This is a genomic window from Buttiauxella brennerae ATCC 51605, assembly GCF_001654925.1.
Lineage (GTDB): Bacteria > Pseudomonadota > Gammaproteobacteria > Enterobacterales > Enterobacteriaceae > Buttiauxella > Buttiauxella brennerae.
This window is the reverse complement of the sequence record NZ_LXER01000015.1, coordinates 50,502-66,384: the sequence shown is the minus strand read 5'-3', so window position 1 is coordinate 66,384 and position 15,883 is coordinate 50,502. Positions and strand designations below refer to the sequence as shown.

Genomic DNA, 15,883 nt, shown 5'->3' with positions numbered 1-15,883 from the left:
CTAATTCACCACCGCCCGCCGTATCCGCAAGCCAAAAACGTTAATATACAACCCGCCCATAATTAGCACCGCGCCGGCCAATTGCGTAAACGACAACGTTTCGCCAAGTAACCATGCCGCACTTGCCATACCCACAACCGGCACCAGCAAAGATAACGGTGCAACCCGCCAGGTTTCGTATCGCCCAAGCAAACTGCCCCAAATACCATAACCGACGATGGTCGCAACGAAAGCCAGATAAACCAGCGACAGAATCGTCGTCATATCAATCGCCACCAGGCTTTGCCACATCAACCCAGGCCCGTCGAGCAGATAACTTGCCGCGAAAAATGGCAGCACCGGAATTAACGCGCTCCATATCACCAGCGACATAATCGGCGGGCGCGCTTCAAGTTGCATAATCTTTTTATTGAAGATATTGCCGCATGCCCAGCTAAAGGCAGCCGCCAGCGTCAACATAAAGCCCAGTAACGCAACATGCTCCCCGCCCAGACTTCCCTCAATCAGCACTAATACACCGATGATGGCAAGCGAGATCCCAGCCATTTGCTTTCCTTGCAGACGTTCCTTAAACACCATCGCGCCAAGAAGAATGGTAAAGAACGCCTGAGCCTGAAGCACCAGTGACGCAAGCCCGGCAGGCATGCCAAATTTAATCGCCGAAAAGAGAAACGCGAACTGCCCGAAACTGATGGTCAGGCCGTAGGCGGCGAGCAGACGAAAGGGTATTTTGGGGCGCGCAACAAATAGCAGCGCAGGAAAGGCAACCAGCAAAAAGCGCAGCCCGGCCAGCAACAGCGGCGGCATATTGTGCAACCCCATTTTAATGACCACAAAATTCAGCCCCCATACCACAACCACCAGCATCGCCAGCAGCCCATCTTTACGCGTCATACCCTGCCCCTGTTTATTATAAGTTTGTTAAAACTTAAGGCTAATTGACTATTGTGAACAGATACAGATAGTCGTTTTAAGCGTCAGTACAGAAAGCATTTCATGATAAAGGCCATCTATACTTTGCCAATTCTTCATGCTAAATCTGAACGCATCCTTCCCGAACATACTAAAAAAACACAATAAAATGGTTTCACTCGTGACACGTTTTTCTGGCAAGCAACTTTCCATCAGCGTTTTACTTTTGTCTTCACTGCTCCTGACCGTCGGGCGTGGTCTGACGCTGCCGTTTATGACCATTTATCTTTCGCGGCAGTACGGTATGCCGTTAAACGAAATTGGTATGGCGTTGACCATCGCGCTCACCGCGGGTGTCGTGTTCAGCCTGTGGTTTGGCATTCTCGCGGATAAATTCGACAAGAAAATATACATGCTATTGTCGATTGTTATTTTCTTAGGCGGGTTTGTGGCAATCCCATTGGTGAATAGCGCCGTTTTAGTGGTGATGTTCTACTCGTTGATTAACTGCGCGTATTCGGTATTTGCCACGGTGCTTAAAGGGTACTTTTCAGACACGCTGGAAATTCACCAGAAACCTAAAATTTTCTCGCTCAATTACACCTTTGCCAACATAGGCTGGACGGTTGGCCCGCCGATTGGCACGCTGGCGGTGCTCTACAGCACCAACCTGCCATTCTGGTTATCCGGGCTCACGGCGGTGATCCCGTTTATCGTCATTAGCCGCTACGTGCATAGCGTGCCGATCAGCAAAGCGCCGACTGAAGATAATATCGTTCTTTCGCCTCGCCAGATGCTAAAAGACAAAGCGCTGATGTATTTCACGCTGTCTGCTTTCCTGGGCTCTCTGGTTTTTGGATCGTTTGCCGCATGTTTATCGCAATACGCGATCGCAATTTCAGACTCCGATCTGGCACAAAAAGTGGTGGGTGTAGTGCTGCCAGTGAATGCTTTTGTGGTGGTGGTTTTTCAGTATATGGTCGGCAAACGCATTCGCCCGGACAACATCAAAAAGCTGATGGGCTACGGCACGCTGTTTTTTATGGCGGGTCTGGCAGGCTTTATGGTGTCGGGCGATAACCTGTTGCTATGGGGCATTTCCGCTGCGGTGTTCACGCTGGGTGAGCTGATTTTTGCGCCAGGCGAATATATGCTGGTGGACAACATTGCGCCACAGGGCCTGAAAGCCAGCTACTTCTCGGCACAGCAACTGGGCTGGCTGGGTGGCGCCTGTACTCCGCTTTTCACCGGTTTGATGCTGACCTGGTTGCCGCCATACATGCTGTTCGTGGCGCTGATGGTGGCGATTGCGTTGTCGTATCTGATGATAGTAAAAGGAATGGCGGTAAAACCGCAGCTGGCGCTCAATTAAAGGGTGGATGTCGCTTCGCTCATCCACCCTGAATAACTCACGCGCTAGCCCATATTTTTACGGTACTGAATAAACCCAGGCTTATCCGCTAACTTGTCGTATAACGCCTGGCCTGCCGCGTTGGTTTCATGGGTATGCCAGTACACCCGGCCACAACCTTTCGATTGAGCATGTTGGTAAACACCTTCAATCAATGCCCGGCCAACCCCTTTGCCGCGCAATTCAGGCGCAGTAAACAGATCTTCAAGATAGCAATGATCGGACGCCGACCAGGTACCTCGGTGGTAAATCATATGCACAATGCCCAGCATTTTCCCTTGTTCGTTAAAGGCGCCCAACGCAAACATCGGCTCGGCGGCATCATGAAAACGTTGCCAGGTCAGTTGGGTAACGGCATCACTGAGCTGCGAGTTATAAAACGTCAGATAACCTTGCCATAACTCGGACCACGCCGCGAAATCGCTTTCGACCAGCGCCCTGATTTGCACCGGGTGGCGATCGGATTTTGCGCGGTTAACTGCAAGGCTTGCACGAATTTGCGATAAACCCTGCTTCTGTATGCCATCAGGCATGTTCTCAGCAGACAACCACGTTTCAAACGCCTGCTGGATCACCGGCCATTCGCTATCGAGAATCGAAAACCATGCCGTGTCGCGAGTGCGCTGTTTATAGACTATTGCCTGGCGGAACAGCCCTTCGTAACGGAAACCAAGGCGAATCGCCGCATGGCGCGACGGGCCATTCAAGCTGTCGCATTTCCACTCGTAGCGGCGATACCCGAGCCCGAAAGCATATTTCATCAGCAGATAATGGGCTTCGGTCGCCTGAACGGTGCGTTGCAGCAGCGGGGTGTACATCACAAACCCAACTTCCACCACACCGTTGGCCGGGTCGATGCGCATCAGCGACAGCGTGCCCAGCGCCTTGCTGTTTTGGGTATCGACCACCGCATAATGCAGCGGATCATTACTGTGCGACGCGGTTTCTATAAAATCAGAAAATTGTTGGGCACCTTCAAACGGCCCGACGCTTAAATATGTCCAGCCACGATCATCTTTGGCGGTGTTCCAGGCATCCCACAAACCAGCGCTCTGGACACGGGTCAGCGGTTCCAGGCGGCAGTAACGCCCTTCCAGCACCACACGCTCTGGGCGCGGGCAAGGTTGCCAGCCCGGAAGTGCATTGCCAACAGGTTGTTGATATTCATTTGATCCAGTCAATCGATGCCTCACAAGGAAGATAGAATTTGTACCATGAATATAAACAACGAATGGCATAACAAAAAGAACCATAATGTGGCCAATTTAGCAGACCATCGCTCGGGACTAAATCGCCACCAGTCCTCTCACGCCTTCAGCTTCCATATCAGCACCTTTACCACGCTGGACAATTGAGCCACGCGACATCACCAGATAGTTGTCGGCGAGATCGGCGGCGAAATCATAAAACTGCTCGACCAACAAAATAGCCATATCCCCTTTAGCGGCGAGACTGCTAATCACCTGGCCTATCTCTTTAATCACCGAGGGCTGTATCCCTTCGGTTGGCTCGTCCAGAATCAACAGCTGCGGTTTGCAGGCCAGGGCGCGGCCAATGGCCAGTTGTTGCTGTTGCCCGCCAGAAAGGTCACCGCCGCGCCGTTGTTTCATCTCTTTGAGTACAGGAAAGAGCTGGTAAATTTCTTCAGGCACCTGTTTTGCGTCACGCCCCGCAAAACGTGAAAGCCCCATCAACAGGTTTTCTTCTACCGTCAGGCGCGGGAAGATTTCGCGTCCTTGTGGCACATAAGCAATCCCCGCTTGTACACGCTGGTGCGGTTTACGGCTGGTGATGTTGTTCTGCTGCCAGTTCACGCTGCCAGATTTCGCCGGGATTAGCCCCATCAGGCATTTCAGCAGCGTGCTTTTGCCCACGCCGTTGCGCCCAAGCAGGCAGGTGACTTCACCAATTTTTGCTTCAAACGAGACCCCGCGCAGAATGTGACTGCCGCCGTAGTATTGATTGAGTTCGTTGACTTGTAGCATAAACCACCCTCATCCCGGCCTTCTCCCATAGGGAGAAGGCGAAAAACGAACGATCCCCTCTCCTGTGGGAGAAGGAGACACCGAGTCATTCCCTCTCCTGGGGGAGAGGGTTAGGGTGAGGGCATCAATCCCCCACCACAAAATTACCGCCCCAAATACACTTCAATCACCTGCTCGTTGGCCTGCACTTCCCGAAGCGACCCTTCTGCCAGCACCTGCCCCTGATGCAGCACCGTCACATGGTCGGCAATGGTTTCCACAAAGCCCATATCGTGCTCCACCACCATCAGCGAGTGCTTGCCCGCCAGCCCGCGAAACAGTTCAGCGGTATATTCTGTTTCAGCATCCGTCATGCCCGCAGCGGGTTCATCCAGCAGCAGCAAATGTGGCTCCTGCACCAGCAACATGCCGATTTCCAGAAACTGTTTTTGCCCGTGGGACAGCAGCCCGGCTTTACGATGGCGTTCTGTACCGAGGCGCAGCGTGGTAAGCATTTCGTCAATGCGGTCGCGCTGTTCAGAATTCAGCTTTGCCCGCAGGCTCGCCCAGACTGATTTATCAGCCTTCTGGGCAATCTCCAGGTTTTCAAATACCGTCAGCGCTTCAAACACCGTCGGTTTCTGGAATTTGCGTCCAATGCCGCGTTTGGCAATATCAGCCGGTTCCAGGCGCATCAAGTCAGTGGACTGATCGTAAAACGCCCTGCCGCTTTGCGGTTTAGTTTTACCGGTAATCACATCCATCAGCGTGGTTTTCCCGGCACCGTTCGGGCCAATCACGCAGCGCAACTCGCCAACGCCAATATTGAGCGACAAATCTGTCAGCGCTTTGAAGCCGTCAAAACTGACATTTATGTTTTCCAGCATCAGCACCGGGTCAGTCTGGTCGCGAAAGCGGTCAGCTTCATGCTGACGGGTAAACAGCGGCTCGCCTGGTTGCATTATTTGTCTCCCTTACGCAGCAGGCCAATCACGCCTCGCGGTAAAAATAGCGTGACGACGATAAAAATCAGGCCGAGGAACAGCTGCCAGTATTCCGGCACCGCCATAGTGAAGTAGCTTTTTGCGCCGTTCACCAGCCCCGCGCCAAGGATCGGGCCGATCAACGTGCCGCGCCCGCCGAGCGCCACCCAAATCGCGGCTTCAATGGAGTTGGTTGGCGACATTTCACCCGGGTTGATAATCCCCACCTGCGGTACATACAGCGCCCCGGCAAGGCCACACAACACGGCGGACAACGTCCATACCAGCAGTTTGAAACCTTTCGGGTCATAACCGCAGAACACCAGGCGGTTTTCTGCATCACGTACCGCGGTCAACACCCGGCCAAACTTGCTGCGCGCCAGGGCAAAACCTATCCCGAGGCTTGCCAGCAGTAATAAAACCGTGGCGATAAACAGCCCAATACGCGTGCCCGTTGCGGTAATTGGCATAGCCAGGATTGTGGTGAAGCCAGTAAAACCGTTGTTGCCGCCAAAGCCCGTTTCATTGCGAAAGAACAGCAGCATTCCGGCGTAAGTCAGCGCCTGAGTCATAATCGAAAAATAGACGCCTTTGATTTTTGAGCGAAACGCGAAGAAACCAAACACCAGGGCAAGCAACCCTGGCACCAGCACAATCAGCGCCAGCGCCCAGGCAAAGTGCTGCGTGCCCCACCAGAACCACGGCAGTTGGTCCCAGCTCAGGAATGACATAAACGCAGGCAGTCCGTCACCTGCCGCCTGCCGCATCAGATACATCCCCATGGCGTAACCGCCGAGGGCGAAGAAAATGCCGTGGCCCAGGGAAAGTAACCCGGCGTATCCCCACACTAAGTCCAGCGCCACAGCGACCGTGGCATAACAGAGAATTTTGCCGACCAGCGTCAGCGTGTAGGTCGAAAGGCTCAATGGATGGCTGGCTGGCAACAGCGTTAAAAATGGCAATGTCAGCATCAGCAACACAATCAGTGAACCCAGCACCAGCGAAATGCGCGGCGCTTTGCGGGTGAGCGTTAACGTTAGCGGCTGGCTCATCAGTCAATAACCCTCCCTTTCAGCGCGAACAGGCCTTGCGGGCGTTTCTGGATAAACAGAATGATCAGCACCAGAATGAGTATTTTGCCGAGCACCGCGCCAATTTGCGGTTCCAGTATTTTATTGAAGATACCCAGCCCGAATGCCGCAGCCACGGTTCCCGCCAGTTGGCCAACACCACCCAGTACCACCACCAGGAAAGAGTCGATGATGTAACCTTGCCCCAGTTCGGGGCCGACATTGCCAAGCTGCGAAAGTGCCACCCCGCCAAGACCCGCAATGCCGGAACCGAGGCCAAACGCCAGCATATCCACACGCCCGGTTGGCACACCGCAGCAGGCAGCCATAGCGCGGTTTTGCGTCACGGCTCGCACATTCATACCAAGACGGGTTTTGTTCAGCAGCAGCCAGGTAAACAGCAGCACCAGCATCACAAAACCAATCACCACCAGGCGGTTCCACGGCAAAATCAGGTTCGGCAAAACCTGCACGCCACCGGAAAGCCACGCCGGGTTGGCGACCTCCATGTTTTGTGCACCAAACACCATGCGTACAATCTGAATCAGCATCAGGCTGATACCCCATGTCGCCAGCAGTGTTTCCAGCGGGCGGCCATAAAGATGGCGAATCACGGTGCGCTCAAGCGCCATGCCGATGCCGGCGGTAATGGCAAACGCCACCGGTAATGCCACTATCGGGTAAAACGTCAGCAAGGATGGCGCGTAGTGCTGAAATACGCTTTGCACCAGCCACGCGGAATACGCGCCAAGCATCAGCATTTCGCCGTGTGCCATATTAATCACGCCCAGCAAGCCGTAGGTAATTGCCAGCCCGAGAGCGGCCAGCAGCAAAATGGAACCCAGCGAGATCCCCATAAATGCCTGGCCGAGAATGTCGCCCAGCATTAAACGGTGCTGAATTTTTTGCAGTCCTTCATTGGCGGCGTGGCGTACCTGCGCATCGGGTTCGGTCTGCGCGTCAGCCAGCGGTTTGAGCAATGCTTGCGTATCGGGATCGGCAGAATGGCTCAGAAGCTCTACCGCATTCAGGCGCACTTTTGCATCGTGACTGGTGAGCTGAAGTTGTGCGAGTACACCTTCAAGCGCACGGCGGACACCTTCGTCTTGTTCAGTTTTCAGTCTTTGTTGCACCAGCGGCAGCAGCTCTGGCTGTGCATCGCGTTGCAGAGCCTTTGCGGCTTGTAAACGTTCGGTGACGTTGTCACTGACTAACTGGTGGCTGGCTAGCGCGCTTCCTGCCAGAATCCGCAAACGGTTAGTCAGTCGAACTTTTTTATCGTTAATGACCAGATTTTCATGCACCAGAGCGTTAAGTAACGGTAAACGCTTTGCATCAGGTGCCGCCGCCCAGGTTTGCAGCAGTTTGGCCTGTTGTGTGCGGTTGGCTGCGGCAAAATCCTCGGCATCTCCGGCTCGCGCAAGACACGGCAGCAGCCAGGCTACGATTAACAGCCAGCGGAGTAGTTTCATGATTGTCTCCTTCGGTTCGCTTTTCCCCCTCACCCTAACCCTCTCCCCCAGGGAGAGGGGATCGTCCGGTTTCCCCCCTATCCTTGGGGAGAGGGCCGGGGTGAGGGAGAAAACGAGTTAGTTACTCGCCATTTTCACAGGCTCGTCAGACTTCTTATCATTGCCTGCAATGAACGGGCTCCATGGCTGCGCGCGTACCGGTGCATCGGTCTGCCACACCACGTTAAACTGGCCGTTACCTTCAATTTCACCAATCATCACCGGCTTATGCAGATGGTGGTTGGTGGCGTCCATGGTGAGCGTAAAGCCCGACGGCGCTTTGTAGGTTTGCCCTGCCATCGCCGCGCGAACTTTGTCGACGTCCGTGGTTCCGGCTTTTTCCACCGCCTGTGCCCACATATGGATGCCAACGTAGGTCGCTTCCATCGGATCGTTGGTCACAACCGTGTCAGCATTCGGCAGCTTGTGGGCTTTGGCGTACGCTTTCCATTCGGCGACAAACGCTTTGTTGGTTGGGTTATCCACCGACTCAAAGTAGTTCCACGCCGCCAGGTTACCGACCAGTGGTTTAGTGTCTATCCCACGCAACTCTTCTTCACCGACCGAGAACGCCACCACCGGCACATCGGTCGCTTTCAGGCCCTGGTTTGCCAGTTCTTTGTAGAACGGCACGTTGGAGTCACCATTAATGGTTGAAATGACGGCCGTTTTGCCGCCAGCTGAAAATTTCTTGATATTGGCAACAATGGTCTGGTAATCGCTGTAACCAAACGGGGTATACACCTCTTCGATGTCTTTATCCTGCACGCCTTTGGAATGCAGGAACGCACGTAAAATTTTGTTGGTGGTGCGCGGATAAACGTAATCCGTGCCCAGCAGGAAGTAGCGTTTCGCCGCTCCGCCATCTTCACTCATCAGGTATTCCACTGCCGGAATTGCCTGCTGATTGGGTGCCGCACCGGTATAAAACACGTTTGGCGACATCTCTTCACCTTCGTACTGCACCGGGTAGAACAGCAGCCCGTTCAGCTCTTCAAATACCGGCAACACCGATTTGCGCGATACCGACGTCCAACAGCCGAACACCACCGCCGCTTTATCCTGGCTTAACAGTTGGCGCGCTTTTTCTGCAAACAGCGGCCAGTTTGACGCCGGATCGACCACCACCGGTTCAAGCTGTTTCCCGAGCACACCGCCTTTGGCGTTAATGTCAGCGATGGTCATCAGCGCCACATCTTTTAATGGCGTTTCAGAAATCGCCATGGTGCCGGAGAGCGAGTGCATGATGCCGACTTTGATGGTGTCGGCGGCCTGAGCACTAAAGGCCAAACCCATGCTGATAACGGACGCGGAGAGCGCAAAGGCTTTAATAAAGGTGCGACGCTGCATAATGTTTCACTCCAAAAGTATTAAGGTAAAACCCCATGCTTCGCCTGATGAAGCATATGGAGAGTAATTTGACGGACCTCTTTCTGACTTGCGGCTATATGGTCGTGTAAGCGGGTTTGCGCCTCCTGAAGTTGACGGTTCAAAATGGCGAGCAAAATCTGCCCATGCTCGAGATACGTGGCACTGACGCGGGGGCGTTTGGTGAAGTCGAGCCGCCGCACAATGCGAATTTTTTCGGTGATTTCGCGGTGTACCCGCGCCATTTCCGGGTTTCCAACCGCCTCCACCAATGTCATATGGAAAACTTCATCGTGGCTGGCCACTTCCGCACCATTGGGCAGTTGCGGTGCATCAATCCAGAACTGCTTTAGTGCCTGGAGCGGCATTGGGCGCACTTCTTCGGGTAAGGAGCACAACCGTTTTACCGCCTCGAGTTCCAGCACAATGCGCAGATCGTAGAGCGACTCGAGATGATCGAAATCTACCGCTTTGATCTGCCAGCCACTGCGCGGTTGCACATCGACATAGCCTTCCTGTTCCAGGGCATACAGTGCCTGGCGCACCGGTGTGCGGCTCGCCGCCATGCGCCGTGCAATATCGTTTTCACTAAAACGGTCGCCGGGCAGTAGCTGGAAATCGAAGATTTCCTGTTTCAGCTGGCGATAGATGCGTTCGGCAGCGCCTTCTGGTTTTTTCATGCCCTCACCAAACTTCACACCGCATCCAGCCACAACAACGCATCACCCGGCCCTACCTGGCGACCCTGCTGGCAACTGATACGAATAACGGTTCCATCACAAGGTGCGGCCACCATCAGCTCCATTTTCATCGCTTCCACCACAATCAGCGGCTCGCCCTGCTTCACCACCTGCCCCGGTTCGACGAGGATCTTCCAGATATTGCCGTTCAGATCCGCGCTCACCAGTTGGCCTGGCTGATCTTCAACCAGCTCTTCTTGCGCAAGCATCGCGCTCTCGACCGCAGCACTTTCTTGCTCTTTCCAGTGTGCGACTTCGCTGACAAAGGCCCGTTGCTGGCGGGTGCGGAAATCAGTAATGTCATCGGCGTTGTCGACAAGGAACGCGGTGTAAGCGGCAAAATCAAACTCAACCTGTTCAACACGAACCTCGGCACGACCTTCGCGGAATGCACTACGAAATTCGGTCAATTCGTCTTCTGAAACCGGATAGAAACGCACCTGGTCGAAGAACTTCAGCAGCCAGGGCTCGTCGCCAAACTGTTCGTTCTTAAGGAATTTGTTCCAGATGGGCAGCGTACGCCCCACCAACTGGTAGCCACCCGGCGAATCCATGCCGTAGATGCACATATACATGCCGCCAATACCAACGGTGCCTTCGGCAGTCCAGGTGCGGGCCGGGTTGTATTTCGAACTCAACAAGCGGTGGCGCGGGTCGAGAGGCACCGCGCAAGGGGCGCCGAGATACACATCCCCCAAACCCAGAATCAAATAACTGGCGTTAAAGATGATGTCCCGCACTTCGTCACGGTGCGCCAGGCCATTGGTGCGCTGAATGAAATCAACGTTATTGGGCAGCCACGGCGCATCAGCCCGCACGGTTTCTTGGTAGCGTTCAACGGCGGCAAGCGTCGCGCTGTCTTCAAAAGCCATCGGGAGATGGACAATGCGCGACGGGATTTTGAGCTTCGTGACATCGCCGAGCTGTTTCTCAAGCCCAAGCAATAACGTCAGCAGTTGCGACTGGGAAATATGCTGGCTGTCGTAACGCACCTGAAGCGAACGCACACCCGGAGAAAGCTCTTCAATGCCAGAAACTCCGGCCTGTTTAATGGCTTTCATCAGCAGATAAATACGCAGGCGCAGTGCCAGGTCCAGCACGTTATCGCCATATTCGATAAGCACGTAGTTATCACCCGCCTGGCGGTAAACCACAGCAGGCAGGCAATCTTGTGCCGCTAATTCTGCGAGGATTGCCGCACTTGAAGTGGTGGTCGGCGTAATCGACGGGTGCAAATCTGGCAGCGTGAGCACATGCAGTAAATTAGTCACCGCCACGTCCTGGGCGATTTCCAGCGACTGAGCGTGTTCAAAGGTGATCGCGTGGAAACGAATACGGTCGCCTGGTTTCACCTGCCCGACTTTCCACAGTTCTGCTTTGGCAATGGTGACCGGGCAGACAAACCCGCCCAGGCTTGGACCGTCACGCGTCAGGATCACCGGGAAGTCGCCGGTAAAGTTCACCGCGCCAATCGCATATTCACAGTCATGAACGTTGGAAGGATGCAGGCCCGCCTCGCCGCCATCAGCTCGCGTCCATTCAGGTTTAGGGCCGACTAAACGCACGCCGAGGCGGTTCGAGTTGTAGTGAACCTGCCACTCGGCTTCAAAGAACGTTTGCATGGATTCCGGCGTGAAGAAATCAGGCGCACCATGCGGCCCGTACAACACGCCAATTTCCCAGACATCGCTGTATTGCGGGATAACTGCCGGTTCCGGGGTTTGTGGCAATGAAATCGGTGCGGGCGTAGTGCACGCCGGTAAGCACGGTTGGGAAATCGCCAGCACATCTGCCACGCGCAAAGTACGCCCGGCATGACCGCCAAACTGTCCGAGAGCAAATGTCGAACGACTACCAAGATAAACCGGCACGTCGAAACCATTGCGTACCGCCAGATAAGTGCGACAACCCGAGGTTGCACGCCCCAGTTTTAACGTCTGCCCCGCCTTGACGATCACCGGCTGCCAGTATGGGATAGCTTCATCATCCAGTGTTGCCGGGCAATCAGCGCCAGTTAGCGCGATAGTGGCGGCGCTATGGAAACGCAGCGTTGGCCCTTGCAGGGTAAATTCAAGACCTGCGGCCGACGGATGATTACCCACAATGCGGTTTGCGAGGCGGAACGCAAAATCATCCATTGGGCCGGATGGCGGCACGCCAATGTCCCAGTAACCCAGGCGGCCAGGGCTATCCTGCACGCTGCTCCAGGTGCCGGGTTCCAGCACTTCAATGGCGTGAGCCTGGTAAACCACGTCATCCAGCAGGCGAGTCCACATCACTCCGGCTTTAAATTCTGCCAGTTGCACAATTTGACGCAGGTAATCGAGGTTGGTCGCAATACCGTGTAAACGCGTGGCGGCCAGCGCCGTGTTCAGTTTACTTAACGCCTGCTGGCGATCGTCGCCGTAAACGATCACTTTAGCGATCATCGGATCGTAAAACGCACTGACTTCACTGCCGGTACTGACCCAACCATCTACCCGCACATCCTGCGGGAAGTGAACGTCAGTCAATACGCCAGGACTTGGCTGGAAGTTTTTCAACGCATCTTCGGCGTAAATACGCACTTCTATGGCGGCCCCTTTCGGCGACTGCGCCATGCGTTGCCAGTCAAGCGTGACGCCTGCAGCGACGTTAATCATGCATTCAATCAGATCTAATCCGGTGACCATTTCCGTCACCGGATGCTCGACCTGCAAGCGGGTGTTCACCTCAAGGAAATAGAACGCATCACGGGCGGCGTCGTAGATAAATTCCACGGTGCCTGCGCTGCAGTAATTGACTGACTCACCGAGTGCTACGGCTGCGGCATGAATCGCTTCACGCGTGGCTTGCGGCAAGTTGGGTGCCGGGGTTTCTTCTACCACTTTCTGGTTGCGACGTTGCAGCGAACAATCACGTTCGCCCAGCGCCACTACTTTGCCTTTGCCGTCGCCAAAAATCTGCACTTCAAGGTGGCGCGCACGGTCGACAAAACGCTCGATAAACACACCATCGTCGCTGAAAAACTGCTGGCCCATGCGTTTCACGCTCGACCAGGCATCAATCAGGCTCGCTTCATCTTCGCAGCGCGTCAGGCCAATCCCCCCGCCGCCAGCGGTGGTTTTCAGCATTACCGGGTAACCAATTTCAGCCGCCGCCAGTTGCGCTTCTTTCAGGGTCAACAACAGGCCCGTTCCCGGCGTCATCGGCACATCAGCTTTAAATGCCAGTTCTCGAGCGCGGTGTTTCAGGCCGAAATCACGAATTTGTTCGGCGGTTGGGCCGATAAACACCAGCCCGTTATCATCGCAGGCCTGGGCAAATTCAGCGCGTTCCGACAAAAAACCGTAACCTGGGAAAATCGCCTGCGCACCGCTCGCTTTTGCGGCGGCAATGATTTTGTCGATATCAAGGTAACTGTCTGCCGCTTTTTCACCACCCAGCGCGATGGCTACGTCAGCATCCATCACATGCTGTGCGTTGGCATCAGGTTCGGAGTAAACCGCCACGCTGCCGATACCCATTTTCTTGAGCGTTTTAATCGCCCGAACGGCAATTTCGCCACGGTTGGCAATCAATACAGAGCTAAAAAGCATAGACCCTCCTCCTCAAGCGCTGTGGTGACGGGCAAGCCAGGCTTTCCAGCCGCCCCACGCGGTAATATCCGTGGCATCCGCCAGTGCTGCGGGCTCGCAAATAAACCCTTTCACGCTGCGGCCGTCTTCCAGCGTTAATGTGCCAATCCCCAGTGGTGCTGTGATCTCCGCCACAAACTCGCCAAACCGCGCCAGTGGGATATCCCACAGCTCAACCACAATCGGCAGCCCTTCCTGGCTGCGGGCCAGGCCTGGTTTTGGCGGCTGAGTGTTGGCCAGCGCGTAAAGGCGGTAATTGGCAGCGGTGTACGATTCTTCGATAAACACTGCATTGCGCGTGGTGAGCTGGTGGTTGAGCGGCATTCCGCGCAGATGTGCGCCCACCACAGCAACGCGAACGTGGTTTGCAGAAGTTTTTGCGGCCATGCTCGCAGGAAGTGCTTTTTCAGTTGCCCCCAGCGGCAGGTTCAGCGCCTGCTGCCAGTTTTTCCCGAAGTGGCTCAAGGCCTGGTCGTGCCATGCGGGCGCGATAATCGTGATGCCCGCAGGCAAACCGTCTTCACGGAAATCCCCAGGCAGCGCCAGCGCGCAGAGGTCGGCCAGATTAGTGAAGTTGGTGTAAGTGCCAAATTGCGAGTTGTAACGCACCGGCTCCTGCGCCATTTCAGCGAGGGTATGAATGGTCGGTGACGTTGGCACCACCAGCGCGTCAAACTCGCTGAGCTGTGCGTTAATTTTTTGCGCCAGTTCCGCGCGGGTATATTCCGCCTGCCAGGCGTCACATGCCGTGTAGTTCAGGCCGTTGGCCACAATCCCGCGCACGGTGGGGTCCATGGCTTCAGGCTTGTTTTTGAAAATATCGCCCACTGCAACGGTGCGCTCAGCTACCCATGCGCCGTAATAAAGTTGCTCGGCTAACTGGTTAAAGGCGCTGAAATTAATCGGCACCAGTTCCGCGCCCTGCTGCTGCAAACGCGCCAGGGTTTTGGCAAATGCGGTTTCGCTTAAGCGGTCGCCAAAAAATTCCAGCGTGTCGGGAATGGCGAAACGTAGCTTCTCGCTAAAACGTGCCGGTGCGGTCTGCGGGTTTGAACGAGAGTACGGATCTTGTGGATCGTAGCCGCCCGCCACGGCGGCGACAGTTTCAGCATCTTCAACCGTTAATGCGAACACCGAAACGCAGTCATTCAGGCGGCATGCGGGAACCACGCCTGCGGTAGAAATCCAGCCTTTGGTGGGTTTCAGGCCAACAATATTGTTAAACCCCGCCGGGACGCGCCCGGAGCCTGCGGTATCGGTTCCCAGCGAGAAGCACACCAGCCCGCGAGCCACCACGGATGCCGAGCCAGAGCTTGAGCCACCGCTGACATAGTCTGGATTAAAGGTATTTTTTACCGCACCAAATGGGGAGCGCGTACCGACTAACCCGGTAGCAAACTGGTCGAGGTTGGTTTTGCCAACAACAATCGCCCCTGCGCTTTTCAGGCGGGCAATCACCGTTGCGTCTTTTTCAGGAACGTAAGTAAACTCAGGACAAGCGGCAGTGGTCGGCATTCCGGCTACATCAATATTATCTTTCGCAGCAAAAGGAACCCCTAATAATGGGAAGTCACCTGTTTGTTTTTCGCCAGAATTAATTACCTGAAAAATTGTGGTTAATTGCGCATAGATTTCGTCATGCGATGCAATATATATCCAGGCATTATCATCGCGAGATAAATCTGCATCTAATTGTTGATATGCCGCCACAAGCTGTTGCGGGTGCTGGCGGTAACTCGCTACCCATTCAGACAAAGTCGCTACTGACATAAACTGGAATCCCATCTGGTATACAAGATGGAATGAATAAAGCATTTAGCGTGCCAAAGTTTTAATTATTATCACATTCAGTTAATTAGAGGCCATCAGAGGTGAAGTGGAATATTTCCCCGCACTCTTTTAGAGCGTGCAATGAAATTATTTATCCAGGAAGGTGCAGATATTCGCCGTCATACTATTTACTTATACTTTTTTAATTCCTAATAATTCATTAAAAATAAGGCGGGAAATTCCCGCCCATCGTTAAACAATAGTGCCGCCTTTCGTTAAGGCTTCGCGGCGCTCTTCAGACTCCGCTTTATGGTGATGGCCTTTCTGCGCAATGGCGATACGCAAGCGCTGTTGCTGCGCATAACGGTCTTCGCGGGTTAACTCAGCATCATCGCTCAGTTCAATCAGCAACTCATTCATATGCTCAATCACATTTTCAGTTACCGCTGCGTCTACGCGGGCAATTACGTCTTCAAGGTGCGCCATAACAATCTCCTTAATTTTTGTACCGACACCCTAACCTTTTCAGGTGAGGAA

General features: G+C 54.4%; 12 protein-coding genes. 1 reads left to right on the top strand and 11 read right to left on the bottom strand.

Features of this window, described 5'->3' with window-relative positions:
- A complete protein-coding gene (eamA, locus tag M975_RS07445; protein ID WP_064558422.1) occupies window positions 1-894 on the bottom strand; it encodes an O-acetylserine/cysteine exporter in 894 nt (297 codons plus the stop codon).
- Window positions 895-1,093: 199 nt separating this feature from the next.
- Between eamA and ydeE the strand changes: the two genes are divergently transcribed.
- Entirely contained in the window at window positions 1,094-2,284 is a 1,191-nt protein-coding gene (ydeE, locus tag M975_RS07440; protein ID WP_245164345.1) for an efflux MFS transporter YdeE, read from the top strand.
- 44 nt (window positions 2,285-2,328) lie between these two features.
- Here the strand turns inward: ydeE and M975_RS07435 are convergent, their stop codons facing one another.
- The 10 genes from M975_RS07435 to M975_RS07390 all read right to left on the bottom strand — a co-directional run bounded on the left by M975_RS07435 (window position 2,329) and on the right by M975_RS07390 (window position 15,832).
- Complete coding sequence (locus tag M975_RS07435; protein ID WP_245164343.1) at window positions 2,329-3,504, bottom strand: GNAT family N-acetyltransferase; 1,176 nt, start codon at window positions 3,502-3,504, stop codon at window positions 2,329-2,331.
- A gap of 105 nt (window positions 3,505-3,609) precedes the next feature.
- A complete protein-coding gene (gene urtE / locus M975_RS07430; RefSeq protein WP_064558416.1) occupies window positions 3,610-4,308 on the bottom strand; it encodes an urea ABC transporter ATP-binding subunit UrtE in 699 nt (232 codons plus the stop codon).
- Window positions 4,309-4,451: 143 nt separating this feature from the next.
- On the bottom strand, window positions 4,452-5,249 hold the full coding sequence (gene urtD, locus M975_RS07425; protein WP_064558412.1) for an urea ABC transporter ATP-binding protein UrtD: 798 nt from the start codon (window positions 5,247-5,249) through the stop codon (window positions 4,452-4,454).
- The gene (gene urtC / locus M975_RS07420) at window positions 5,249-6,322 is read right to left on the bottom strand and encodes an urea ABC transporter permease subunit UrtC (protein ID WP_064558409.1); all 1,074 of its coding nucleotides are present in this window, start codon (window positions 6,320-6,322) and stop codon (window positions 5,249-5,251) included. The genes urtD and urtC overlap by 1 nt, the downstream gene beginning before the upstream one ends.
- A complete protein-coding gene (urtB, locus tag M975_RS07415) occupies window positions 6,322-7,812 on the bottom strand; it encodes an urea ABC transporter permease subunit UrtB (RefSeq protein ID WP_064558408.1) in 1,491 nt (496 codons plus the stop codon). The genes urtC and urtB overlap by 1 nt, the downstream gene beginning before the upstream one ends.
- Window positions 7,813-7,929: 117 nt before the next feature.
- Window positions 7,930-9,201 carry an urea ABC transporter substrate-binding protein gene (gene urtA / locus M975_RS07410; RefSeq protein WP_064558407.1) on the bottom strand — a complete coding sequence of 424 codons (1,272 nt, stop codon included), beginning with the start codon at window positions 9,199-9,201 and terminating at the stop codon, window positions 7,930-7,932.
- A 20-nt stretch (window positions 9,202-9,221) separates the two neighbouring features.
- Window positions 9,222-9,899, bottom strand: coding sequence for a GntR family transcriptional regulator (locus M975_RS07405; protein ID WP_064558649.1), 678 nt, complete (start codon window positions 9,897-9,899; stop codon window positions 9,222-9,224).
- A gap of 14 nt (window positions 9,900-9,913) precedes the next feature.
- The gene (gene uca / locus M975_RS07400) at window positions 9,914-13,537 is read right to left on the bottom strand and encodes an urea carboxylase (protein ID WP_064558406.1); all 3,624 of its coding nucleotides are present in this window, start codon (window positions 13,535-13,537) and stop codon (window positions 9,914-9,916) included.
- Between the two features lie 12 nt (window positions 13,538-13,549).
- Complete coding sequence (atzF, locus tag M975_RS07395) at window positions 13,550-15,346, bottom strand: allophanate hydrolase (protein ID WP_064558404.1); 1,797 nt, start codon at window positions 15,344-15,346, stop codon at window positions 13,550-13,552.
- Between the two features lie 252 nt (window positions 15,347-15,598).
- A complete protein-coding gene (locus tag M975_RS07390; RefSeq protein WP_064558401.1) occupies window positions 15,599-15,832 on the bottom strand; it encodes a DUF2526 family protein in 234 nt (77 codons plus the stop codon).
- Between the last annotated feature and the right edge of the window lie 51 nt (window positions 15,833-15,883).